The 23,205-nt window shown below is 71.4% G+C and carries 18 protein-coding genes; 3 read left to right on the top strand and 15 right to left on the bottom strand.

The window, feature by feature from the left end:
• Positions 1–25: 25 nt before the first annotated feature.
• Positions 26–472: a MarR family winged helix-turn-helix transcriptional regulator gene (locus OOK38_RS24890; protein ID WP_266757023.1), complete on the bottom strand. Its 447-nt coding sequence runs from the start codon at positions 470–472 to the stop codon at positions 26–28.
• Positions 473–577: 105 nt separating this feature from the next.
• On the opposite strand from OOK38_RS24890, the gene OOK38_RS24885 reads away from it, so the two are divergent.
• Positions 578–952 carry a cupin domain-containing protein gene (locus OOK38_RS24885; RefSeq protein ID WP_266765610.1) on the top strand — a complete coding sequence of 125 codons (375 nt, stop codon included), beginning with the start codon at positions 578–580 and terminating at the stop codon, positions 950–952.
• A 42-nt stretch (positions 953–994) separates the two neighbouring features.
• On the opposite strand, the gene OOK38_RS24880 is transcribed toward OOK38_RS24885, so the two are convergent.
• The 11 genes from OOK38_RS24880 to OOK38_RS24830 all read right to left on the bottom strand — a co-directional run bounded on the left by OOK38_RS24880 (position 995) and on the right by OOK38_RS24830 (position 16,265).
• A complete protein-coding gene (locus OOK38_RS24880) occupies positions 995–1,969 on the bottom strand; it encodes a hypothetical protein (RefSeq protein WP_266848827.1) in 975 nt (324 codons plus the stop codon).
• Positions 1,966–5,529: a DNA polymerase III subunit alpha gene (locus tag OOK38_RS24875; RefSeq protein WP_266848826.1), complete on the bottom strand. Its 3,564-nt coding sequence runs from the start codon at positions 5,527–5,529 to the stop codon at positions 1,966–1,968. The genes OOK38_RS24880 and OOK38_RS24875 overlap by 4 nt, the downstream gene beginning before the upstream one ends.
• 293 nt (positions 5,530–5,822) lie before the next feature.
• On the bottom strand, positions 5,823–6,869 hold the full coding sequence (locus OOK38_RS24870) for a S1 family peptidase (RefSeq protein WP_323178826.1): 1,047 nt from the start codon (positions 6,867–6,869) through the stop codon (positions 5,823–5,825).
• Between the two features lie 324 nt (positions 6,870–7,193).
• Positions 7,194–8,123 carry a slipin family protein gene (locus OOK38_RS24865; protein WP_266849378.1) on the bottom strand — a complete coding sequence of 310 codons (930 nt, stop codon included), beginning with the start codon at positions 8,121–8,123 and terminating at the stop codon, positions 7,194–7,196.
• 164 nt (positions 8,124–8,287) lie between these two features.
• Positions 8,288–9,190 (bottom strand): S1 family peptidase, encoded by a 903-nt coding sequence (locus OOK38_RS24860; protein ID WP_266848822.1) that lies wholly within the window; start codon positions 9,188–9,190, stop codon positions 8,288–8,290.
• A gap of 263 nt (positions 9,191–9,453) precedes the next feature.
• Positions 9,454–10,236: a DUF1684 domain-containing protein gene (locus OOK38_RS24855; protein WP_266757031.1), complete on the bottom strand. Its 783-nt coding sequence runs from the start codon at positions 10,234–10,236 to the stop codon at positions 9,454–9,456.
• Positions 10,237–10,240: 4 nt separating this feature from the next.
• On the bottom strand, positions 10,241–11,611 hold the full coding sequence (locus tag OOK38_RS24850; RefSeq protein ID WP_266848820.1) for an NtaA/DmoA family FMN-dependent monooxygenase: 1,371 nt from the start codon (positions 11,609–11,611) through the stop codon (positions 10,241–10,243).
• Positions 11,608–12,723, bottom strand: coding sequence for an LLM class flavin-dependent oxidoreductase (locus tag OOK38_RS24845; RefSeq protein WP_266848818.1), 1,116 nt, complete (start codon positions 12,721–12,723; stop codon positions 11,608–11,610). Before OOK38_RS24845 ends, OOK38_RS24850 begins: the two co-directional genes overlap by 4 nt.
• Before the next feature lie 101 nt (positions 12,724–12,824).
• Positions 12,825–13,607, bottom strand: coding sequence for an amino acid ABC transporter ATP-binding protein (locus OOK38_RS24840; protein ID WP_323178825.1), 783 nt, complete (start codon positions 13,605–13,607; stop codon positions 12,825–12,827).
• Positions 13,608–13,656: 49 nt separating this feature from the next.
• Positions 13,657–15,420, bottom strand: coding sequence for an FAD/NAD(P)-binding domain-containing protein (locus tag OOK38_RS24835; protein WP_266848816.1), 1,764 nt, complete (start codon positions 15,418–15,420; stop codon positions 13,657–13,659).
• A complete protein-coding gene (locus OOK38_RS24830; protein ID WP_266848814.1) occupies positions 15,417–16,265 on the bottom strand; it encodes an amino acid ABC transporter permease in 849 nt (282 codons plus the stop codon). The genes OOK38_RS24835 and OOK38_RS24830 overlap by 4 nt, the downstream gene beginning before the upstream one ends.
• A 410-nt stretch (positions 16,266–16,675) precedes the next feature.
• On the opposite strand from OOK38_RS24830, the gene OOK38_RS24825 reads away from it, so the two are divergent.
• On the top strand, positions 16,676–17,632 hold the full coding sequence (locus OOK38_RS24825; RefSeq protein WP_266757041.1) for an ABC transporter substrate-binding protein: 957 nt from the start codon (positions 16,676–16,678) through the stop codon (positions 17,630–17,632).
• 114 nt (positions 17,633–17,746) lie between these two features.
• On the opposite strand, the gene OOK38_RS24820 is transcribed toward OOK38_RS24825, so the two are convergent.
• Positions 17,747–19,009, bottom strand: a complete 1,263-nt coding sequence (locus OOK38_RS24820) for a DUF5685 family protein (RefSeq protein WP_266848812.1) — start codon at positions 19,007–19,009, stop codon at positions 17,747–17,749.
• A gap of 289 nt (positions 19,010–19,298) precedes the next feature.
• On the opposite strand from OOK38_RS24820, the gene OOK38_RS24815 reads away from it, so the two are divergent.
• Positions 19,299–19,736 (top strand): cell division protein SepF, encoded by a 438-nt coding sequence (locus tag OOK38_RS24815; protein ID WP_266757045.1) that lies wholly within the window; start codon positions 19,299–19,301, stop codon positions 19,734–19,736.
• A gap of 51 nt (positions 19,737–19,787) precedes the next feature.
• Here the strand turns inward: OOK38_RS24815 and OOK38_RS24810 are convergent, their stop codons facing one another.
• Both OOK38_RS24810 and OOK38_RS24805 read right to left on the bottom strand, forming a co-directional pair.
• Positions 19,788–20,978 carry an acyl-CoA dehydrogenase family protein gene (locus OOK38_RS24810; protein ID WP_266848811.1) on the bottom strand — a complete coding sequence of 397 codons (1,191 nt, stop codon included), beginning with the start codon at positions 20,976–20,978 and terminating at the stop codon, positions 19,788–19,790.
• Positions 20,979–21,129: 151 nt separating this feature from the next.
• On the bottom strand, positions 21,130–22,761 hold the full coding sequence (locus OOK38_RS24805) for an MFS transporter (RefSeq protein ID WP_266848809.1): 1,632 nt from the start codon (positions 22,759–22,761) through the stop codon (positions 21,130–21,132).
• Positions 22,762–23,205 lie beyond the last annotated feature (444 nt).

Below are 23,205 nucleotides of genomic sequence, written 5' to 3'. Positions count from 1 at the left end.
GATGACCGCCGCGATCGGCCGACCGTCACCAGGCGGGCTTGATCGGACCGTAGGGCGCGATACGCACCAAACGCGTATACAACGCGCGCATTTCGCTCTCTCCCAGCAGTTCGGACCACCCGCGCACGGCATCGGCGGCCGCCTCTTCCGCCGCACGGGTGCAGGCCCAGCCGAGCTCGGTCAGCACGATGAGCCTGGCGCGCGCGTCGTCGGGGTGCGGCCGCCGCTCGACATACCCCTTGCGGACGAGTTCCTCGACCAGCTGACTGGCGGCCTGCTTGGTGACCCCGAGATGGGCGGCGAGGTCGGTGACCGTCGCCCCGCCCGGCGCGAGCCGCGCGAAGGCGAAGCCGTGCGCGGGCCGCACCCCCTCGAATCCGCGGGCGATCACGCCCTCATGGATACGTTGCGTCAGCTCACCGGCGGTGGCGAGCAGGGCGGCGGACAGGGCCATGGCCTCGGAGTTCTGCACGCGTGCATTGAAACACCCTTGACGAATCGGTCAAGCTGCTTGACTATATTGCCTGAACCTATGGTCAAGCAGCTTGACCATATACCGCCGACCCAGGAGGCACCCGTGCCCGTCGTCCGCTCGTCCGAAGCCGTCGTCCACGAGATCCACGGCGGCCGTTTCCTCTCGTACGCCGCTCCGCGCAGCGGCAGCAAGGAGCTGTGCGCCTGGCGTACGGAGATCCCCGCGGGGCACCGGGCCCCGGTACACACCGTCAGCCACGAGGAGATCTTCCATCTCCTCTCCGGCGAGCTGCTGGTCACGCTCGACGGCGTCACCGAGCGGATCGCCCCGGGCGACACCGTGATCATCACCCCGGGCGCGACCGTCGGCATCGAGAACCCGGCCCAGGAGACCGCGGTCTCCTGGGTCACCACCTCCATCGGCCTGCGGGCGGAACTGGCCGACGGCTCGGTCCTCACCCCGCCCTGGGCCAACTAGGACGGTCCGAGGGCGGCACGAGAGGCCGCCCTCGGACGGAGGTCACGCGGCCAGCGTCCCCGGCCCGATCACATGCGGGCCGAACTTCGCCCGCGCCCGGTCCGCGACCTCCTCGATGCGGCGGACCTTCTCGTCCACCGGGTCGAAGGTGAGCTGGTGGGAGGCGCGCGCGGCGGAGGTCAGGCCCTCGGCGCGCAGGGCGATCGAACGAACCCGGGCGCGCTGGAGGCCGAGCGCCTCGTACATGCGGTAGGCGGTGCCGGTCAGCGTCGAGGAGTGGGCGGTCGGTTCCTCGAGGGTGCGGCTGCGGGTGGTCGCGGAGCGGTCGGCGTAGCGCACGGTGAAGGTCAGCGTGCGGCAGACCTTCTCCAGGGCGCGCAGCCGGGTGCCGAGTTCCTCAGTGGCGGAGAGCAGGGCGTGGCGATGCCGGAAGGGGTCCAACTCGTCGTGCTGGAAGGGTCGTTCGGCGGCGAGAGATCGAGAGGTGGCGTTCGGTACGACCCGGCTCCGGTCGATGCCGGACGCCTTCTCGTGCAGTTCGCGGCCGGCCCGGGCGCCGGTGAGGCGCTGCAGCGTGGACAGGGGTGCGGCCGCGACCTTGCCGATGGTGTCGAGGCCGTACTCGCACAGGGTGCGGGTGGTGGCGCCGCCGACGCCGGGCAGCGTGGCGACGGGCCGGTCGGCGAGGAACTCCGTTACGGCGTCCGGTTCTTCGGACACGACGCGGGTCACCCCGGGCACGGCGTCCCGCAGCGCCATCCGCGCGAGCATCGGTCCGGGCCCGGCGCCGATCACGCAGTCGATCCCGTACAGCGCGAGCGCCCGCACCCGGATCAGCGAGGCGAACCCGACGGCACCGCGCCCGAAGTACCGCTCGGCACCCCGGAGATCGAGCAGTGCGCCGTCGGGTGGCAGCGCCTCGATGACAGGGGTGAACTCCTCCAGCACACCGAGGAGTTGAGGCAGGGTGGCCTCGTACATCGGAGGCAGCTGGAAACGTACGCAGAGGATGGTCATCCCGCACTCCCCGGGCTCTGGTGCCACAATTTCTTTCCCCCCGCGGGCCCTTCGCCCGCGGGACGCAGATCGGCCCAGGGGTGCATCTCGTACCCCGTGGACATCCGGATCGTCCGGCCCCCGGCCGGATCACCGTCGACGGACTTCCCCGGCCGCCCCGGCTCCCCCGGTCCCGGCCTCTCCGGCTCCCCCGGTTCCTCCCGTGCGGGCTCCGCCAGTCGCGCCGCCACCACGTCGAGGCCGCCCTCGGCGCGCAGCTCGACCAGTTCGGCGAGGTTCCACGCCGCCGCGCCCACCACGCTGAGGCTGCGCGGGCCCCGGCGCTGCACCACTCCGCGCACGAGCAGGAGCCAGGAGTGGAAGACGGTGTGCGCGCAGGCGTCGTGGGAGTCGTCGAAGAAGGCGAGGTCGACCAGGCCCGTCCCGTCGTCCAGCGTGCTGAAGATGACCCGCTTGCCGGAGCGGATCGGCGGGGTCTGGGTGGCCGCCTTGGCGCCCGCGACCAGGACCGTCTCACCGTGCCGCGCCTCGCGCAGCCGACGCGCCGTGACCACGCCCAACTCCCCCAGGAACGCGCGGTGGTCGTCCATCAGATTGCGTGAGGCGTCCATCGAGAGCACGCCCAGCTCGGCGCTCAGCCGCTCCGCCGAGGACAGGTCGGGCAGCCCGGCGGAGGCGGTGTTCCGCCCGCCGGACAGGGGGAGTTGGCCTCCGCCCGCCCCCCGGGAGCCGCGGTGCAGTTCGGTCAGGTGCAGTTGCAGGTCACGGCGGTTGGCGCCGAACGCGTCCAGCGCGCCGACCTGCGCGAGCCGCTGGGCGAGCGGCCGGCTCGGCCGGGCCCGCTCCCAGAAGTCGAGCAGCGAGGCGTACGGCTGCCCGTCCGCGATCCGCGCGGCCTCGGCCTCACTGATGCCGTGCACGTCGGAGAGCGCCAGCCGGACGCCCCAGCGACCGGCGGGGACGGCGGAGGCGACGGCGTCGGCGGGGACGGCGGAGGCAGCAGAGATGGTGGGGACGGTGGAGGCGGCGGGGACGGTGGCATCGATGGATTCAGACACCAGTTCGATACGATGGGCGACCGCCGACCGGTTCACGTCCAGCGGCAGGACCGGCACCCCGCGCCGCCGCGCGTCCGCCAGCAGCAGCCGCTTCGGATACATCCCGGGGTCGTGCGTGAGCAACCCGGCGTAGAACGCGGCCGGGTGATGGGCCTTCAGCCACGCCGACTGGTACGTCGGAACGGCGAAGGCCACGGCGTGCGCCTTGCAGAAGCCGTACGACCCGAAGGCCTCGATGATCTCCCAGGTGCGCGCGATGGTCTCGGCGTCGTACCCCTTCACCGCCGCGTGCTGCGCGAACCAGAACCGGATCCGCCCCTGCGACTCGGGGTCGGAGAGCCCGCGGCGCACCCGGTCCGCCTCGTCGCGCCCGCAGCCGGTCATGATGTCGACGATGTCGATGATCTGCTCGTGGAAGACGACGACTCCGTACGTCTCCTTCAGCGGCCCCTCCAGGTCGGGGTGCGGATAGCGGACCGGCGCCCGGCCGTGCCGCGCCTCGATGAACGGCCGCACCATGTCGGCGGCGACCGGTCCCGGCCGGAAGAGCGAGATGTCGACGACGAGATCGTGGAAGGTCGCGGGCTGCAGGCGTCCGACCAGGTCCCGCTGGCCCGGCGACTCGATCTGGAAGCAGCCCAGTGTCTCGGTGGACTGGATGAGCCGGTACGTCGCCGGGTCGCCCGGCGCCACCGCGTCGATGTCCGGCCGGTCCCCCGTGGCCCGCTCCACCTCGGCCACCGCGTGCGCCATCGCGGACTGCATCCGCACGCCCAGCACGTCGAGCTTGAGCAGCCCGAGGTCCTCGACGTCCTCCTTGTCGAACTGCGACATGGGCAGGCCCTCGCCGCTGGTCGGCATGACCGGCGTACGGGCGAGCAGGGAGGCGTCGGAGAGGAGCACCCCGCACGGGTGCATGGCGATGCCGCGCGGGAGGGCGTCGAGGGATTCGACCAGGTCCCACAGCTTGCCGTATCTGTCCTTCTCCCCCGCCAGTTCGCGCAGTTCGGGGAGTTCGTCCATGGCCGCGCGGGCGTCGCGGGCGCGGATGTGCGGGAAGGCCTTGGCGATCCGGTCTATCTCGGCCGGGTCCAGGGAGAGGGCGGCGCCGACATCGCGGACGGCGTGCCGGACCCGGTAGGTCTCGGGCATGGAGACGGTCGCGACCCGCTCGGTGCCGAACCGGCCGATGATCGCGCGGTAGACCTCCAGACGGCGCGCGGACTCCACGTCGATGTCGATGTCGGGCAGCACCGGGCGGCGCTTGGACAGAAAGCGTTCCATCAGCAGCCGGTGCTCGACGGGGTCGGCGTGCGCGATGCCGAGGAGGTGGTTGACCAGGGAGCCGGCCCCGGAGCCGCGCGCCGCGACCCGGATGCCCATCTTCCTCACGTCGTCCACCACTTGAGCGACCGTCAGGAAGTAGGAGGCGAAGTTGTGGTGGGCGATGATGTCCAGCTCGTGGTGCATCCGTTCCCAGTAGGCGCGCCGGCCGGCATAGCCGCGCAGCACCATGCCCGCCGCCGCCCGGGAGGCCAGGACGCGCTGGGCGGTGCGGCGGTCCGCGCCGACGAGACGCGGTTCGGGAAAGTGCACGCCGCCGATGCCGAGGTCGTCCTCGGGGTCGACGAGACACGCGGCGGCGGTGGCCCGCGTCTGTTCGAGCAGCCGGTGCGCGGTGTCACGGCGGTAGCCCGCCGCTTCGACGATCCGTTCGGCGGCGCCCAGCATGGCGGCCTCGTCCTTGAGCCAGGCCTCGCCGGAGTCCAGCTCGCGCCGGGGATCGACGGGAACGAGCCGGCGGGCGGCGTCCAGGACGTCGGCGACCGGGCCGAGACCCGCGTCGGCATACCGGACGGCGTTGCTGAGCACAGGACGTACACGCTGTTCGGCGGCGAAACCGACGGTGCGGGCGGCGAGGCGCAGGGAGCCGGGACCGGTGCCCTGCCGGCCGTGCCAGACGGCTTCGAGACACAGGGCGTCGCCGTAGATCTCCCGCCAGGACGCGAGCAGCCCGGCCGCGCGGTCGGGGCGGCCCGCGGCGAGCGCGCGGCCGACGTCGGAGGCGGGGCCGAGCAGCACGGTCAGACCCTCGGCGTGGTTGTCCGGCCAGGGCAGTACCGGCGGGCCGGCCTCCCTGCCGCCCGCATGCGTCGCCGTGACGATTCTGCAGAGGTCGGCCCAGCCGGTCGCGCCGTCCCGGGCGAGGAAGGTCGCACGGGGTGCCGACTCGTCGACGAAGGCGCCGCCGCGCACCGGGGTGCGGCGCCGCTCTCCCCGTACGAGCGCCCCGACCGCCAGCTCCACGCCGAACAGCGGGCGGATACCCGCCTTCGCGCAGGCCTTGGCGAACCGGACCGAGCCCGCGAGGGTGTCCCGGTCGGTGAGCGCGAGGGCGTCCATGCCCCGCTCGGAGGCCCGCTCGGCGAGACGCTCCGGGTGTGAGGCCCCGTACCGCAGGGAGAACCCGGAGGCGGTGTGCAGATGCGTGAAACCCGGCACACACACCTCCTGACCTGTGAGCCCTTACGAGCTCTCGAACACTTGTTCCCAGCTACCCCACCCCCACCATAGACCAATTCTCGAACTCTTGTGCGACATCCGTTCGGACCCTTCCCACCTGCGCAAACAGCGGCGGCTCGGACCGTGGGGGCATGCCCCCACTCCGCTCCGGCCGGGGTCTCCGCCCAGCCTCGTAACCCAGAGTTCCGCACGTCGGTTCCGGCGCGGGGAGAGCCGGGAGCCCCGCCCCCGCGAGTGCGCGGGGGCGGGGCTCCGTCGGACCGGGGAGGCCGTCAGCCGATCTGGGCGCCGAAGGTCGAGAGCGCCTCGGTCACCGGCTGGAAGAAGGTCTCGCCGCCCGCGGTGCAGTCGCCGCTGCCGCCGGAGGTGAGACCGATCGCGGTGTCGCCGGAGAAGAGCGAGCCGCCGCTGTCGCCGGGCTCCGCGCAGACGTCGGTCTGGATGAGGCCGTTGACGATGTCACCGTTGCCGTAGTTCACGGTGGCGTCCAGGCCGGTGACCGTGCCGTCGTGCACCTGGGTCGTGGAGCCGCTGCGGGTCACCTTCATGCCGACGGTGGCGTCGCCCGCCTTGGCGATGGGCTGCGAGGAGCCGTTGTAGAGATCGACCTCGCTCGGGTGATCCACGCTCGCCGTGTACTTGACCAGGCCGAAGTCGTTGTCCGGGAAGCTGGACTGCTCGTTCGTGCCGATCTGGTTGCCGTCGGCGTCGGACCAGGTGGAGATCGACTCGGTGCAGTGACCGGCGGTGATGAAGTACGGCTGCCCGTCCTTGACCACGTTGAAGCCGAGCGAGCAACGCCCGCCGGAACCGCTGATGGCGTCACCACCGGCGATGAAGGGCTTGAACTCCCCCTTCGTGCGCTGGAGTTCGGCCTTGGCGCCGAGGCCGTCGACGACCTCGGTGAGCGTGGCCCACTCGGCCTTGGAGACCGTGCGGTCGGCGGTGACGACGACCTTGTTGGTCTCCGGGTCGGTCGCCCAGGACGTTCCCGGGATGGTCGCGTCCTTCTTGAGCGTGGTGCGGGCGCTCGTCAGCTCGGCGAGGGAGTTCTCGACGATTCTGGCCCTGGCGCCGGCCGCCGTGACGGCCTTGGCCGCGGTCCCGTCGAGCACGTTCACGACGAGGTTCCGTGACTTCGCGTCGTAGTACGTTCCCGCCGCGTCGGCGCCCAGGTCCTCGCCGAGCGTCGAGGCGAGCTTTCCGGCCGCCGTGACGGAGAGGGTGTGCGGCGCCGGGGTCCTGGGAGCCTCGCTCGCGTTCGCAGTCTGGAAGGTGACTCCGGCGGCGACCAGTGCGGCGATACCCGCACCCGTCATGACGGCACGCCTCTTGGGTATGCGTCGGTGCTTCAACTCACGTCCTCCTGTGGGGGGTCGGCCCGAGAGGTTGTGGGGACCTCCAGGACCGGAAGGCGTACGGACATGGACCCTGAGAACGACAGAAAAGCCCGTCCCGTCGCGTCCATGCCAGTTGTTCCTCACCCACTATTCCGAGACGCACAGGCAACACACAAGGTCGACTTCAGGACGCGTGTACGACAACGGCCGTACCCGCCCTACGCCTTGACCGTGCGTGGTCACGCCCTGTGGATTCCCTCCGCAAACACGGTCCGATGGTCGCGCCGATGCGGCCTGCGAGGTCTAGTCCTGTCTGGTTATCGACCCTTCAGGGGGTCGGTCCAAGGAGGTTTCCCCGGGCGGCGGTTGCTTCTGCACCGGTTGCTCGGGCCGTCGGCCGTCGAGCGGCGGCACCTGCTCGGCCGCCGGAACGACCGACTCCCGCGGGTCGACGGACGGCCCGGGCGCGGCCGGCTGCTGAGCCCGTTCCAGGAAGCGCAGCAGCTCCACCGGGAAGGGCAGGACGAGCGTGGAGTTCTTCTCGGCCGCGACGGCCACCACCGTCTGGAGCAGCCGCAGTTGGAGCGCGGCCGGCTGTTCCGACATCACCTCGGCGGCCTGCGCCAGCTTCTTGGACGCCTGCAGCTCCGCGTCCGCGTTGATGACCCGGGCGCGCCGCTCACGGTCGGCCTCGGCCTGCCGCGCCATGGACCGCTTCATCGTCTCCGGCAGCGACACGTCCTTGATCTCGACCCGGTCGATCTGCACACCCCAGCCGATGGCCGGGCTGTCGATCATCAACTCCAGTCCCTGGTTGAGCTTTTCGCGGTTGGACAGCAGATCGTCCAGGTCGCTCTTGCCGATGATCGAGCGCAAGGACGTCTGCGCCATCTGCGAGACCGCGAAGCGGTAGTCCTCGACCTGGATGACCGCGTCGGCCGCGTCCACCACCTTGAAGTAGACGACCGCGTCCACCCGCACGGTCACGTTGTCCCGTGTGATGCCCTCCTGGGCCGGCACGGGAAGGGTCACGATCTGCATGTTGACCTTGCGCAGCCGGTCGACGCCGGGGATCACCAGGGTGAATCCGGGGCCGCGTACGGCCGGGCGCAGCCTGCCGAGCCGCAGCACCACGCCCCGTTCGTACTGTTTGACGACACGGGCACCGGCCATCACATAGACCAGGCCCACGGAGGCGACGGAGACTCCCGCCGCGACCAGCTCCTCGACCATCACGGCCCCCCAGGGTCCGAAGTGGCGCATCGGGATGTACAGCGTGTACGTCGACGGTAACGCCGCCGCCCGAGCAAGGGCGAGCCCCCGCACGCCGGTTGCGTGCGGGGGCTCTCCTGCTGCTGGCCGCAGGTCTGGCTGTGGGGGGTTGCCGTACGCGCCGGTCAGTAGACGTGGACTCCGTAGGCGCTGAGGGCCTCGGTCACGGGCTGGAAGAAGGTCGTACCGCCGGAGCTGCAGTTGCCGCTGCCGCCGGAGGTCAGACCGTACGCGACGCTGCCGCCGTAGAGCGGGCCGCCGGAGTCACCGGGCTCGGCGCAGACCGTGGTCTGGATCATGCCGTAGACGATGTCGCCGGAACCGTAGTTGACCGTCGCGTTGAGCGCGGTGACACGGCCGCTGCGGGTGCCGGTCGTGGAGCCGCGACGGTAGACGGTGGTGCCCACGGAGGGCGTGGCGGCGCTGGCGATGTCCTGGCTGCCGACGGCGCCCGACTTCGTGACGGACGTGTTCGTGTAGCGCACGATGCCGTAGTCGTTGGTCGGGAAGCTGGAGCCCGCGGTGGTGCCGAGCGTGGTCGTGTGTCCGGAGTTCGACCACCAGGTGCCCGCGCCGTCGGTGCAGTGACCGGCGGTCAGGAAGTAGTAGTTCCCGCTGTTGTCCTGGACGTTGAAGCCGAGCGAGCAGCGCCAGCTACTCGCATAGATGGCGTCGCCGCCGGAGATCAGCTTGTTGAACTTGCCCGCGGTGTGCTTGATGGTGAGGGCGTCGGCGTTGGCGCCGGCGTCCTTCTTGATCTGCGCGATCTCGGCCTTCGAGACCGTGCTGTCGACGGTGACGACCACACGGTTCGTCTTGGCGTCGACCGCCCAGGCGGTGCCCGCGATGTCGGACTGGAGTACCGACTTGTTGACACTGCTCAGCTGGGTGGTGCTGAAGGTCTGGACGTCGGACGCGTTCGCGCTGGGGATCGCGAACGCTGCCGCGGCGACGAGTCCGGTGGACACGGCGATCAGCCGACTCCGTCTCGCTATCCCGCTGCGGGGGGTGGTGCGCTTGATCCTCACGTTTCATTCCTCCGAAGGGAAGTAAGGGGCCCTCGTGTCGTGGGGTTGGGGCCCGTGAGGCGCAGCCGGGAGCCGCCCGTCCGGATTCCGGACAAGCCGTGCTCCTGACAAGCGCTGAGGGGGAGTATTCGGCGGCACGGCCGACGGGCGCAAGGGCGCCTTTCGGCCGTGCAGCGTTCAACTTGCCTTCATATCAAGGAGGTTGATCATCGGACCACTGAAGGCTTCAGATTTCCCCCACGCCTTCGGACGTCCCGGAGGCCTCAGCCCAGACGGCGCTCCCCCGCGGCGACGGCCACGCTCAGCGTATTTCCGGGCGGCGGGAACGGGCAGACGAAATGGTCGGCGAACGCGCACGGCGGAAGCACGGCCCGGTTGAAGTCCACCGTCGTGCGCCCCTCGGCGTCGGGCGCCGCCGGGCGCAGGAACCGGAAGCGGTAACTGCTGTCCCCGCTGGTGGTGTCGGCGAAGACCGCCCACAGCGAGCCGTCGCTCTCGACCGACACCTGGAGGGTGAGGTCCTGCCCGTCCAGGGTGAAGGCGAGGACACCGCCGAGGGCGAGCCCGCGGGCGACTCCGTCCGCGTTCTCGACGCGCACGGTACGCCCTTCGCCGTACGGGGTGAAGTGTCCGGGCACCGACCAGCGCCCGTCGTACGGGGTCGCCTCGATGCCCCTGAAGGCCCCCCGGGTGGCTGCCGCGGGGTCGTAGTCGCGTACGCCCCAGATCCCCTCACGCACCAGGACGACGAACCGCCGCTCCCCGCGCCCGACCCGGGCTCCGTCGGCCGGTCCGTAGTCGGCGTCCAGCACGATCTCGCCGGTGAAGGGCTCGCCGTCGAGGGTGAGCCCGTCCTCGGCGACCGCCGTCAGGGCCACTCCGTCCCCCTTGGCGACCCACCGCCCGGGGATGTCCGGAAGTCGCCCCTCCGGATAGTCCTCGATCCAGTGGGTTCCGGTGAGCGCGAGCGGGCCGTACGGCGCGGACACCGTCGCGACACGGTGTTCCTGCCAGTGCTTCCAGTCCTCGAGTGCGTCCGTCGTCATGTGATCAACCCTTCCATATGGGCTCGGCCAGGCCGAGGTGCGAGCGCAACGTCGTGTCCGTGTATGCGGTGCGGAACACGCCGCGTTCCTGGAGCAGCGGCACCACCCGGTCCACGAACTCCTCGAGCGCGCCGGGTGTCGCACGGGGTACGAGGACGAATCCGTCGGCGGCTCCGGTCCGTACGAACTCGTCGAGCTCGGCCGCGACCGACTCCGGCGTGCCGACGAACGTGGGGTGCCGTGATGCCTCGATGACGGTCTGCCGGACGGGCGGGGCCTTCTCGCGGGCGCGGGCCCACCGCTTCTCCGCGACGGTCAGCACGCCGGTCGCCGTCGCCCGGCCCTGTGCCGGCAGCGGTCCAAGGTCCGGGTCGACGGCCGGCGGCGGTCCAAGGCCCGGGTCGACGGCGGGAAGCGGCCCGTCCGGGTCGCCGGAGGAGAAGCCGGCGCCCCGGCTCCGTTCCGGGGTGCCGACCGCGTTGCGCGGCGGGATCTGTTCGCGGCGGATCGCGGCGGCCCGTTCCCGCGCCTCGGCGGCCGTGTCGCCGAGCACGTAGGTGACCAGGGGCATGATCTTCAGCTCCTCGGGCGACCGGCCGTGGGCCGCGAGTCTCCCCTTCACCTCGGCGTAGAACGCCCGGCCCGCCTCCAGCGTGTCCTGCCGGGAGCCCTGCCTCCCCGGGAGGCGGTGCCCTGCCCCCTGGCCGGCGAGGACGACGTCGGCGGCCCGGACCGCGAAGTCCCGTCCCGCGGGCGAGTCCCCCGCGTGGATGAGCACGGGGTGTCCCTGCGGTGGGCGCGGCACGGTGAACTCGCCCGAGACGTCGAAGTGCCGGCCCCGGTGCGCGACCTGGCGGGACACCCCGTCGGGGGTCCAGGAGTCCCACAACTCCCGTGACACCTCGACGAATTCGGCGGCGACCGGGTGGCGGCCCGTCGTGTCCGGACGGCTGCCGCGGCGGAAGTTCTCCGCGGTGGCGGCCACCGTGGACGTCACGATGTTCCAGGCGGCCCGGCCTTCGCTGAGGTGGTCCAGCGTGGCGAGTCTGCGGGCGAGTTCGTACGGCTGGTGGGAGACCGTGTCGACGGTGGCGGCGAGCCCGAGCCGTTCGGTGACGGCGGCGAGCGCGTTGAGGACCGTGACAGCCTCGGGCCGGCCCACGGTGTCCGGGTCGTGGACGCGCCCCTCGGTTTCTCCGGACCGCTCTCCCCCGGTGAGGAGGAGGAAGTCGAACAGACCGCGCTCGGCGGTGCGCGCCAGGCGCTCGAAGGCGGCGAAGTCGACCGGGGAACCGGAGCGCCGGCCGGTCCCGGCGGTGGTGCCGCCGAGGCCCGGAAGGCGGACGGCGAGGTGCATCCGTTTGCGTACGGTCATGACGCTCCCCCCGTCACGGCGTAGCGGTTGACGGGCCGGGCGAGCCCCAGGTGTTCCCTGAGGGTGCTGCCCGGATAGAAGGTGCGGAACAGCGCGCGGTGCTGGAGCAGCGCGACCGTTCCGTTGACGAGCCGCTCCAGGTCGCGGCGCGGCTCGACGGGCGTGAGGTGGAAACCGTCGGCGGCGTCCGCCCGGTGCCAGGCGGTGATCAGTTCGACGAGGCCGACGGGCCCGCCGCGGTACAGCGGGCCCTGTGCGGTCTGCCGGGGCCCGCCTCCGCCGTGGCCGGGCTCAGCCGCGCGCTCGCCGTCACCGAGGTCGATCCCGAGCCCGGCGAGGACGCGCAGATCGTCGGGGTCGCGCCCGAACGCGGCTGCCATGTCCCGCAGTTCGACGCGCGCGGCACGCGCCTGGGCCGGGCCGGCGACCCGCACGATCGCCACGTCCGCGTACCGGGCGGCGGTCCGCCGGGCGGCCGACTCGGTCACGTCGACGACCCGGACGGGGTGGCCCTGCGGGGGCCGTGGCACGGTCGAGGTGCCTTTCACGGAGAAGGTGCCGCCCTCGAAGTCGACCTGGTGGAGCTTGTTCCGGTCGACGCCGCGGCCGGTGGTCGCGTCGCGTGTCTCGGCGCCGTCCTCCCGGCTGTCCCAGAGCCGGGCGGCGACGTCGGCGACCTCGCCGGCCTCCTGCCAGAGGGCGTCGACGGGCGGCGGGAACGTCACCCGGCCGGGTACGTCCGGGAGTTCGGGCGTGCGGCGGCCGAACAGCCGGGCCTCCGCCCCGGTCCTCGACACGTCGATCTGCCAGCCGGCCCGGCCTCGGCTGACCCAGTCGAGGGTCGCGACGGCGGCCTGGACCTGGAAGGGCTCGGTGTGTGTGGTGGTGACGGTCGGCACCAGACCGATCCGGCCGGTGACGGGCGCGACCCGGGAGAGCACGGCGAGCGCGTCGAGTCCCGGCCGCGGGAAGGTGTCCCCGAGGGTGACGAAGTCGAGGACACCGCGCTCCGCGAGCTGGGCCAGTTCCACGAAGGAGGCGGCGTCGTGGGCCGCCCCTTGGTCGAGGGCTGCGGCCAGGTGCAGAAGCGCCCGGCCGTGCGGTGCGGTCATCGGGGAAGGCCTTTCGGGGTGGGGGGAGTCGAGGGCCGGGAGACCGGCGCGGAGCGGTGTCGAGGTCCGGGAGACCGGCGCGGAGCGGTGGGGGGCCGGGTTCAGAGGACCTTGGAGAGGAACGCCCGGGTGCGCTCGTGCCTCGGCCGGTCGAGTACGTCGCCGGGGGCGCCCTGCTCGACGATGCGGCCGTCGTCCATGAAGACCACGGTGTCGGCGACCTCGCGGGCGAACCCGATCTCATGGGTGACGACGATCATCGTGGTGCCCTGATGGGCCAAGTCCTTGATGACATCGAGCACTTCACCGACGAGTTCGGGATCGAGCGCGGAGGTCGGTTCGTCGAAGAGCAGCAGCTTCGGCTCCAGGGCGAGCGCGCGGGCGATGGCCACCCGCTGCTGCTGCCCGCCCGAGAGCTGCTTCGGATAGGCGTCGGCCTTGTCGGCGAGCCCGACCCGGTCGAGCAGGGCGCGCGCGGTCTCGGCGGCGTCCTTGCGGGGGCGCTTCAGCGCGGAGACCGGGGCCTCGACGATGTTCTCCACCACCGTGAGGTGCGGGAAGAGGTTGAAGCTCTGGAAGACGAAGCCGATCCGGGTGCGCTGCTTGAGGATCTCGCGTTCCGGCAGCTCGTACAGCTTGTCGCCGGAGCGCCGGTAGCCGACGAGCGCGCCGTCGACGCTGATCCGGCCCTGGTCGACCTTCTCCAGGTGGTTGATGGTCCGCAGCAGCGTCGACTTGCCGGATCCGGAGGGACCGAGGATCACGGTGACCTCTCCGGCCCGCACCGCGAGGTCGACCCCTTTGAGCACCTCCAGCGAACCGAAGCGCTTGTGGACGGACTTGATGTCGACCATGACCGGTGGGCCGGCCGTGGTTGTGCTCATCGGGTGATTCCCTTCGCGAAGTGTCGTTCTGCGGAATGCCGGAGGGGCGTCAGGCCGCGGCGCGACAGGACAGCGCCCGCAGGAACGTGAGCGCGGCGCGCGCCGTCGCGTCGTTCTGCCGGAAGGCCGGGCCGCCGGTACGCGGCCGGGTGAAGGCGCCCGAGCCCCGGGCATCGGTGTGCGGGCCGAGTGCGAAGCGCCGGGGGTGCGGGGTGCCGGAGTGCTCCAGGACGCGCCCGTCGGCGGGGTCGACGGCGAGCAGCCCCTCGGGCGTGGCGGCGGCCCCGTCCGCGTACAGCTCGCGCAGCAGTGCGTCCCGGGTGCGCTCGACGGTGGGGTGCGGCAGCCGGGCCTCGACGAGCGCCCGGGCCTCCACCGTCGCGCCGGGCACGGTGGCACTGCCCGCCCGGAAGACCCCGTCCTCGGCGGTGACGGTCATGTCCGCGCCGATGAACCGCAGGATTCCGGCCCGCGACAGGGCGAGCATCCGGCGCAGCCGGGGGCCGGGCGGCCCCGATGCCACGCAGCTGAAGAAGCCGTGCCACCACGGGCCGATGTCACCGAGCCGGACCAGCTGCCCGTAGACCGAGAGCAACCCTAGGAAGACGGCCAGGTCCGGGCTGCGCGAGGCATCATGACGTCGTCTCAGGTCTTCCTCGATGTATGTCCGCAGTCCGTCCTGGAGATCGTCGTACGAGGTGTGGCGCACCCCGTCCAGCGGACGGTCGAGCGCGGTGAGGTCGAGGTGGTCGGCCGGGTCGGGCACGGCGGACGCGACCAGGGCCTGGATCTCGGCACCGGAACCGGCGGCGTACTTCTCCTCGAAGTCGCTCCAGGCGACCCGGGTGCGCTCGGGGTGTGCCGTGAACAGACGGTGGTAGTGCGCGAACCCCAGTTCCTTCTCGATCAGTGGCCACACGTCCCGCCGGAAGTCGATCCTCTCGGGGCGCGCGAGAAGCGCGTCGACCTCGGCGGACCCGAAGAACCGTGGCAGCGGGGGCCGTTCACCCTCCAGGCCGTAGCCGATCTTGGAGTGGTAGGGGACCCCGCGCCGGGAGCCGACGTACAGGATCGGCTCCTGCCCGGACGGCAGGTAGCGGTCGCCCTCGAAGCGCCCGCCGCGCCCCTCGGTGAGCAGCACCATCAGGTCGACGAAGGCGAGCCCGAAGCCGCGGACCAGGACGGGTTCGCCGGGCGCGAGCGCGGACAGGTCGCTGTCGGCGGTGAAGTCCGGCGGCAGGTGGACCAGCCCGTGCTGCGCCGCGTACGCGGCCAAACTGCTCTGTTCCGCGTCGAGTTCGGCGTCGAGGTGGCCGATGGTCAGCACGACGAGGTCGGTGAGGAGCGGGCGGGGGCGGCCCTCCAGCCACACCTGCTGGCGGCCTTCACGGGGTCCGCTCACCCGCAGCGCGCGGGTCGCGTGACGGTGCACCCGGACGCCCGGAGGCAGGGCGGCCACGGCACGCTCGTACACCCACCGCAGGTAGGCGCCCTGTCGGGGCCGGTCCGCGAAGGTGCGCCCGTCGAGACCCGCCCACGCGTCGAGCGTGGGTCCTTCGAGCACGGGCCCGGCCATGTCGACGGTCTCGTCGGTGAACATCGTGACGTCCTGCGCCTCGGAGTTCATCCACAGCAGCGGCGACTGCTCTTCGCGCCAGAGGCGTCCGGCGCCCGGCGGGTACGGGTCCACGACATGGATGTCGAGCCCCGAACCGCCGTACAGCTCGGCCGCGTTGGCCGCGATCCGCTCCAGGAGACCGGTCCCCCGCGGACCGGCCCCGACGATCACCAGCGACGGCCGTCCGGCGGTCATCGGGTGCGCTCCGAACCGCGCGCGTAGTGCTTCTCGACGTAGTACTGGCCGACGCCGAGGACCGAGGTGACGATGATGTACCAGAGGGTGGCCACCATCAGGAGCGGCATGACCTGGTAGGTGCGGTGATAGACGAGCTGCACCGAGTAGAGCAGGTCCTGCACGGCGATCACGCTGACGATGGAGGTGCCCTTGAGGGTCCCGATCAGCATGTTCCCGGCCGGCGGCACGATGGAGCGCATCGCCTGCGGCAGCACGATCCGCCACCAGCGGCGCCACCGGCTCAGGCCCAGCGCCTGCGCGGCCTCGATCTGCCCGCGGTCGACGGAGAGGATGCCGCCGCGCACCACCTCGGCGGCATAGGCGGCTTCGTGCAGGGTGAGGCCGACGACGGCGACGGTCACGGGGCCGAGCAGGTCGACGGTACGCACACCGAGGATCTGCGGGTACAGCGCCCCGATGTTGAACCAGAACAGCAGCTGGACCAGGATCGGCATCGACCTGAAGAGCCAGACGTATCCCCAACTCACCGTCCGCAGCACGGGGTTGGTGGACAGCCGGAACGCGGCGAGCAGGGTGCCGAGGGCGAAGCCGAGCACCATCACGACCGCGGTCAGCCAGAGGGTGAGCCACAGTCCGCGCAGCACGGAGGCGGAGGCGAAGTACTCGCCGACGACGTCCCACTGGAACGCGTCATTGCGTACGACGGAGTTGAGGGCGAGCCCGAGCAGGACCAGCACCGCGACGGCGGCGGTCCACAGGCCGGGACGGCGCCGCGGGACGATGCGCAGGGAGGCCGCGTCGTCCGGTACGGCGGCGACCTTGGTGAGGGTGTCGGAGGACATGCGAGGGCTCCGTGATGCGTCGAGTCGAACACGGGTGCCTTCACACAGGCCACGCTGAGCGCCCGAGAGCGCCGTACGGCCGAGCCCCTCAGCAGGGCCGTGACACGAGAGTACGGTGCCGTTTCCCCTCGATGTCAAGGCTGTCCATACTGTGAGCCTTACGTCTCAAGTCAGTTGACGCAGAAACGGATGCCTGTTCCACTTGGCCCATGCATTCGCAGCAGTGGCTGGTCAAGCGCTCCCACATCGACTTCGGTCGCGTGTGGTCCTCCTCCTGTTGAGCTGACCCCCTGCGCGCCCGTCCGTGACGGGCGGCTTCCGCGTTTCTCCTCTTCCCCACGCCTTCACACGCGCACCCCTCCCCTCCCTTTTGCGCCTTTTCACTCCCTGCCTTCAGGAGACCGCACACCATGCGTACGTTCTCGCGTACCCGAAACAGGCATTTCGCGTCCTTTGCGCTGCTCACCTCCGCGACCCTGCTGGTCACCGCCTGCGGCTCCGGTACGGACGACGCGGCCGGCGGAAGTACCGCGCAGGCCGCGGCGCGGGCCGACAGGATTCCCACCAAGGACGTCGTCTCGCCGATCCGCAAGGATGCCTCCGCCGCCAAGCTGCTGCCGTCCGGCACCCGTTCGCTGACCGTGGCGATCAGCGTGTCCGGCTCGCCGCCCGGTACCTCCTACCTGGCGGACGGCAAGACGCTGACCGGGCAGGACGTCGACTTCGCGGACGCCGTGGCCAAGACCCTCGGCATCGAGCTGAAACACGAGTCCGCGAGCTTCGAGGCGATCCTGCCGGCCCTCGACAGCGGCAAATACGACTTCGGGGCCAGCAACTTCGGTGTCACCGACGAGCGCCGGAAGACGATCGACTTCGTCACCTACGTCAACGACGGCCAGGGCTTCGCCACGCGTAAGGACAGCAAGCTCTCGAAGATCACCGAGCTCCGGCAGCTGTGCGGGCTGAACGTCGCGACCGCGGCCGGTACGACGTTCGAGGCGACTCTGGAGGCGAACAAGAAGGTCTGCTCGGAGGCCGGCGAGAAGGCGTACAAGGTGCAGACGTACAGCGAGCAGGGCGCCATCTGGTCCTCGCTGCAACAGGGCCGCAGCGATGTCGTGATGAGCACCATCAACGGCCTGCGCTACGCCGTCGCCCACCAGCAAGGGGTCAAGTTCCTCAACGAGTTCCACCGCCTCGACGTGGGCTTCGCCTTCAAGAAGGGCAGCGCGCTGACGCCCGCCTTCCGGGCGGCGGTGAACAAGCTCATCGCCGACGGGACGTACGAGAAGATCCTCGCCAAGTGGGGCACGAAGGGCTCGGCCATCTCGACGTCACAGATCTCCCCGCCGGAGCTGAAGGACTGATCGCGCTCCCCCGACCCGCTCGGAGCACCCCGGACGGGAGTGCTCCGAGCTCGCGGTCCCACTGCGCCGTCGCGACAACTCGCGGTCACACCACGCCGTCACGACAACCCGCGGTCACAGCCCGCAGTCACAACACGAGCAGCACTCACAGCACTCGCAGCACTTGCACGCCTCGCAGCAACCGCAGTCGCAGTCACAGTTGTTCAGGCACCCTTCGCGCTTCTTGCGCGACCACGGCCCCTCGTACTCGTCGGCGCAGCACACCTTGCAGGTGCAGCACAGCCCGATGGCGGCGGCGCAGCCGGCCCAGAATCCGCGCTTGCCGGGGGCCGGCGGCTGGACGGAGGGCCCTCCGCCGAAGGGGTTGCCGCCGCCGACGTACGGATTGCCGCCGTGCTGAGGCGGCGGCCCGAAGGAGCCCTCGGGCCCGAGCAGAACCGCCGCGCCCGGCGAGCCGAGGGAATCGAGCGCGTCGAGAGAGCCGTCCGCCCCGTGCGCCCCGCCCGCCGCGCGCCCGCACCCCGACGTCCCGAACGCGCGGTCCACCGACCGGCGCAGTTCGTGGGCGAGCAGTACGTGCGCCAGCCGGCTGTCGGTGAACTCGGCCTCCCGCAGGGCGAGCCGTATACCGTGCAGCGCGTCGTCGGCGAGCCGGCGGGCCTCGGTGAGCGAGGTACCGGTGGCCGTCAGCGGATTCCAGGCACCCGCCGCGGCGTCGGTCTCCCGGTCCTCCACGGCGTCCAGCAGATGCGCGAGCCGTCCGAAGAGCCGCCCGGCCTCGGCCAGCGGCGCGGCGTTGCCGGGACGGCCGGCCAGGACGGCGGTGTGCGCGAACGCCGCGGCGGTGGCGGTCTCGGTGGGTTCGGTGACGGTCAGGATCGGCGTTCCGGGCCCGGCCAGCGCCTCGATCCCGATCTGCCGGTCCACCGCGTCGACGAGCACGGCCGTGTCGAAGCCGACGTCGGATCCCGTACGCGCCCCGGCCCTGCCCCAGCTCGCGGCCACCCGGCGCGCCGCGACCGCCACCGGCTTGCGGGCCAGGAGGCCGTCCCCGTCGGCGACATGGTCGCGCACCTTCGCCGAGGCGAGCACCAGCGAGACGGCGGCGGCGAGCCGCGCGCCCTCGCCCTGCGCGACGGAGGCGGTCCGCATGCCGCGCAGCGGGCAGGGCCCGGCGGTGCGCCGCCATCCCGTCGCGTGCTCGGCCTGAGCCTCCGTCAAAACCGATATCAGCAGGCCGTCATAGTTGGTGACCACCCGCGCGAACTGGCCGTGGTCCCCGCGCAGCGCGAGGCAAAGCCCGCACAAATGCGCCATCCACTGCGTCTTGAGCCCTTCACCGAGACGGTGACTGCATGGCCTCACGATTCCGAACACGACACTCCCCCGTGACACGTACGACGTTGAGCTGCGGCATCGTATCGACCGTTCCGTTCACCCGTACGCACCGCCCGTCACCCGATCGCCGTGAGAAATCATATTTCACTCTCAGTCAGCAGCCGTACCCCGTACGACCCTTGGGGGACGCGGGCTCTCGACGGATTCGCTGTGCACCAGTACCGTCACGAAACCCCCGCGCGGCGTCTATCCACTTGGCGCGACATCCGCATCATGGACGACCATGGGGATGCGGAAGCACGAAAGACCGCTGTGAGAGGAGGCGTCCATGGGATCGGTGCGCAAGGCGAGTGCCTGGCTTGGCCTCGTCGACGACAACGATGACGAGCGTTACTACGACGACGACTACGCCGAGGGTCAGGAGTCCGGCGAAGCCTGGGTCACCGACCCGCGCGTGAAGGTTGCTTCCGAGACGGCGGAGGAGAAGGGCCGCCGGATCGGCACGGTCACCCCGGACAGCTTCCGGGACGCACGCGGTATCGGCGAACTCTTCCGGGACGGCGTCCCGGTGATCATCAACCTCACGTCCATGGAGCCCGCCGACGCCAAGCGCGTGGTGGACTTCGCGGCCGGCCTGACCTTCGGCCTGCGCGGCACCATCGAGCGGGTCGCGACCCGGGTCTTCCTGTTGACCCCGGCCAACACGGAGATCGTCTCCGGCGAGGCCGCGAGCCGTCGGACGGACGGTTTCTTCAACCAGAGCTGAGGCAGGGCCGCTCACCGGCCCTGCCTTCCCGGGGCTTCACGAGCGGGGCCTTCACCTGAAGGCATCGAGCCCGGTGAGCGCCTTGCCCAGCACGAGCTGATGCATCTCGACGGTGCCTTCGTACGTCAGCACCGACTCGAGGTTCGTGGCGTGCCGCATCACGGGGTACTCCAGCGAGATGCCGTTGGCGCCGAGAATGGTGCGCGAGGTACGGCAGATCTCGATGGCCTCCCGTACGTTGTTGAGCTTGCCGAAGCTGACCTGCTCGGGACGGAGCCGTCCCGCGTCCATACGGCGGCCCAGGTGGTGGGCGAGCAGGATGCCCTTGTGCAGTTCGACGGCCATGTCGGCGAGTTTTGCCTGGGTGAGCTGGAAGCCGCCGATGGGGCGTCCGAACTGCTCCCGCGTCTTCGCGTACGCGACAGCGGACTCGAAACTGGAGCGTGCCGCGCCCATCGCGCCCCACACGATTCCGTACCGCGCGTGCGAGAGGCAGCCGAGCGGACCCTTGAGGCCGACGACGTCGGGCAGGACGGCGTCGGCCGGCAGCCGTACGTCGTCGAGGACCAGCTCACTGGTCACGCTCGCCCGCAGTGACCACTTGTGCTTGATCTCGGGGGCGGAGAACCCGGGTGCGTCGGTGGGCACCACGAATCCGCGGATGCCGTCGTCGGTCTGCGCCCAGACGACGGCGACTCCGGCGACGGAGCCGTTGGTGATCCACATCTTGCGGCCGTTGAGGACCCAGTCCCCGCCGTCGCGCTTGGCGTGCGTCCGCATGGAGCCGGGGTCGGAGCCGTGGTCGGGCTCGGTCAGTCCGAAGCACCCGATGACCTCGCCGGAGGCCATGCGCGGCAGCCAGGCCCGCTTCTGCTCCTCGCTGCCGAACCGGTGGATGGCGTACATGGCGAGGGAGCCCTGCACCGAGACGAGCGAACGGATCCCGGAGTCGGCCGCTTCGAGCTCCAGACAGGCGAGGCCGTACTGCACGGCGCTGGCCCCCGCGCACCTGTACCCCTCGAGCGACATGCCGAGGGCGCCGATGCCGCCCAGTTCCCGCGCCAGCTCCCGGATCCCGGGCAGCTCGCCCTTCTCGTACCAGTCGGCGACGTACGGCAGCACCCGGTCCGCGGCCCAGCTCCGCACGGTGTCGCGGATGGCCAGGTCCTCCGCGTCGAGCAGGTCGTCGATCCCGAGCGGGTCGGCGGGGTCGAAGGGCGGGAGCTTCGAGGACGCGGACATACGACAGCCTCCGGCAAGGTGATAACTAGCACCGCTAGTTAAGGATCTCGACCCGACGTTACGACGCAGTGTCCCGCAAGTCCAGGGAGGCTTGGGACTGCCGTGCGGATCATGCCGCGGACGTCGGGTCCGGCGCGCCCCTCGGGGGCCTCTAGGCGGAGACGCGGGTCTCGGCGACGTCCCGGGGGGCCGGGATCCCGGCCGGGCCGGACTTCGCGTCCGGGGCGGAGTCCGTCGCGGGTGCCGAGCAGTCCATGACCCGCGGCAGTCGCAGCGCCATCACGGCGCCCAGCAGCAACAGCGCGGCGCTCACCAGCAGCGTCACGTGCAGTCCGTGCACGAAGGAGTCGCGGGCCGCCTGCCGCAGGGCGCCGCCGGAGGTCCCGCCGAGCCGGTCGGCGACCTCGTACGCCTCCCCCAGCGAGTGCCCCGCCGCCTCCGAATCGGCCGCCGGGACGCCGGGGACGGAGGACAGACCGGGCGCGTACGCCGCGTTCATCACGCTGCCCAGCAGCGCGATCCCTATCCCCGCGCCCAGCTGGTACGAGGTCTCGCCGATCGCCGCGGCCCCGCCGGACTGCTCCTGCGGCGCCTCGCTCAGCATGGACTCGTACGCCCCGAAGAGCGTGGTCTCCAGACCGAAGCCGAGCAGTACGAAGCCGAAGAGGAGCAGCCCGGTGTTGTCGTCGCCGCCCATCGCGGTGAGCGTGACCACGGCGGCCGCGGTGAGACAGAAGCCGAAGCAGACCATCGCGCGCGGCCCGAACCGCCGCAGCAGCTTCGCTCCCGCGAGCCCGGCGGCCATCGCCGCGAAGGTGAGCGGCAGCAGCCGCAGCCCGGTCTGGAGCGGTGACAGGCCGAGCACGAGCTGCAGATACTGCGCGGCGATCAGTTCGAGGCCCACCAGGGCGAGCATGGCGAGGACGATGCATCCCACCGACGTGCTGAACGCGGGACGCGCGAACATCCGCAGGTCCACCAGTGGATGCGTGCGCCGCCGCTGACGCCGTACGAAGCCGGCCATCAGCGCACCGCCGATGAGCAGCGGCGCCAGGGTGAAGGGGCTGAAGGGCGCCTCGCCGCCACCGAGGCGCTTCACGCCGAGGACGAGGCCGAACAGACCGGCGGCGGCCATCAGCGCGCCGACCACGTCCCAGGGACCGTCGCGGTCACCGCGGGACTCGGGCAGCAGGAGCCGTCCGACCGGCAGGCTGACGATCATCAGCGGGATGTTGATGAGGAAGACCGATCCCCACCAGAAGTGTTCGAGGAGGAAGCCGCCGAGCAGCGGTCCGACCGCCGCGCCGACGGCCGCGACCGCGCTCCAGATGCCGATCGCGAGCGCCCGTTCGCGCCGGTCGGGGAAGACCTGGCGCAGGATCGACAGCGTGGCGGGCATGATCATCGCGCCGCCGACGCCGAGCAGGGCGCGGGCGCCGATCAGGACCTGGGCGTTGTCGGCGAGGGCCGCGATGCCGGAGGCGACGCCGAAGAGGGCGTATCCGAGGAGGAGGATCCGCCGTCGGCCCACGCGGTCACCGAGCGTGCCGAAGAGGATGAGGAGCGAGGCGCAGACGAGCGGATAGACGTCGACGATCCAGAGCAGTTCTATCGCGCCGGGCTTCAGGTCCTCGGTGACGGCGGGCACCGCGACGTGGAGCACGGTGGCGTCGACGGCGACCAGCAGCAGGCTGACGCACAGAACGACGAGAACGACCCAGCGGTTGGCACCGGCCCCGGTCTCCCGACGGCATCGCGCAGCGGCCGTGGTCGTCCCGGACATGTACGTACCTCCAGAGATTCCCTCGCGATCGGCGGATCCGCAGGGTGGGGACTCCCTGGGGCTGCGGCCCGAAGAGCGAATCCCGGGCCCACGCAACAAAGGCGAGTGAGCCGTCAGCGTACGCGAGTTCCCGCCGATGACACGTGGCGGACCTCTCACGTTCTCCCGGCAGGGTGTGTGGCGTACGCCACGCTCCCCGGACCTCGTCACGCCCTGCGAGGCTTCCCCCGCCGCGCGTCACCCGCTCTCCCGCGGGTGGCGGGGGTACCTCGTTCGTGGGAGATCGCCGGCAGGACGGAAGCGCGCCCCGGGCGGGCGGCGCACGTATGCGGCGGCACGCCCTCGGCATGATCATCGCGCCGACCGGCGGCGCCGGACGGCCGGTGAGCGGCGGCGCCCGGCGGCCGGTGAGCGGTGGCGCCCGGCGGCCGGTGAGCGGCCGGA

Source organism: Streptomyces sp. NBC_00568 (genome assembly GCF_026341855.1).
In the GTDB taxonomy this organism is placed as follows: domain Bacteria; phylum Actinomycetota; class Actinomycetes; order Streptomycetales; family Streptomycetaceae; genus Streptomyces.
This window is presented reverse-complemented; position numbering and strand designations above follow the sequence as displayed.

What these genes read in the sequence shown, in the direction of transcription:
- OOK38_RS24850 (WP_266848820.1), bottom strand. Translation starts at nt 11,611, where the DNA reads ATGACCGTACGCAAACGGATGCACCTCGCCGTCCGCCTTCCGGGCCTC.
- OOK38_RS24855 (WP_266757031.1), bottom strand. Translation starts at nt 10,236, where the DNA reads ATGACGACGGACGCACTCGAGGACTGGAAGCACTGGCAGGAACACCGT.
- OOK38_RS24870 (WP_323178826.1), bottom strand. Translation starts at nt 6,869, where the DNA reads ATGACGGGTGCGGGTATCGCCGCACTGGTCGCCGCCGGAGTCACCTTC.
- OOK38_RS24835 (WP_266848816.1), bottom strand. Translation starts at nt 15,420, where the DNA reads ATGACCGCCGGACGGCCGTCGCTGGTGATCGTCGGGGCCGGTCCGCGG.
- OOK38_RS24840 (WP_323178825.1), bottom strand. Translation starts at nt 13,607, where the DNA reads ATGAGCACAACCACGGCCGGCCCACCGGTCATGGTCGACATCAAGTCC.
- OOK38_RS24865 (WP_266849378.1), bottom strand. Translation starts at nt 8,123, where the DNA reads ATGGTCGAGGAGCTGGTCGCGGCGGGAGTCTCCGTCGCCTCCGTGGGC.
- OOK38_RS24880 (WP_266848827.1), bottom strand. Translation starts at nt 1,969, where the DNA reads ATGACCATCCTCTGCGTACGTTTCCAGCTGCCTCCGATGTACGAGGCC.
- OOK38_RS24815 (WP_266757045.1), top strand. Translation starts at nt 19,299, where the DNA reads ATGGGATCGGTGCGCAAGGCGAGTGCCTGGCTTGGCCTCGTCGACGAC.
- OOK38_RS24805 (WP_266848809.1), bottom strand. Translation starts at nt 22,761, where the DNA reads ATGTCCGGGACGACCACGGCCGCTGCGCGATGCCGTCGGGAGACCGGG.
- OOK38_RS24810 (WP_266848811.1), bottom strand. Translation starts at nt 20,978, where the DNA reads ATGTCCGCGTCCTCGAAGCTCCCGCCCTTCGACCCCGCCGACCCGCTC.
- OOK38_RS24830 (WP_266848814.1), bottom strand. Translation starts at nt 16,265, where the DNA reads ATGTCCTCCGACACCCTCACCAAGGTCGCCGCCGTACCGGACGACGCG.
- OOK38_RS24845 (WP_266848818.1), bottom strand. Translation starts at nt 12,723, where the DNA reads ATGACCGCACCGCACGGCCGGGCGCTTCTGCACCTGGCCGCAGCCCTC.
- OOK38_RS24825 (WP_266757041.1), top strand. Translation starts at nt 16,676, where the DNA reads ATGCGTACGTTCTCGCGTACCCGAAACAGGCATTTCGCGTCCTTTGCG.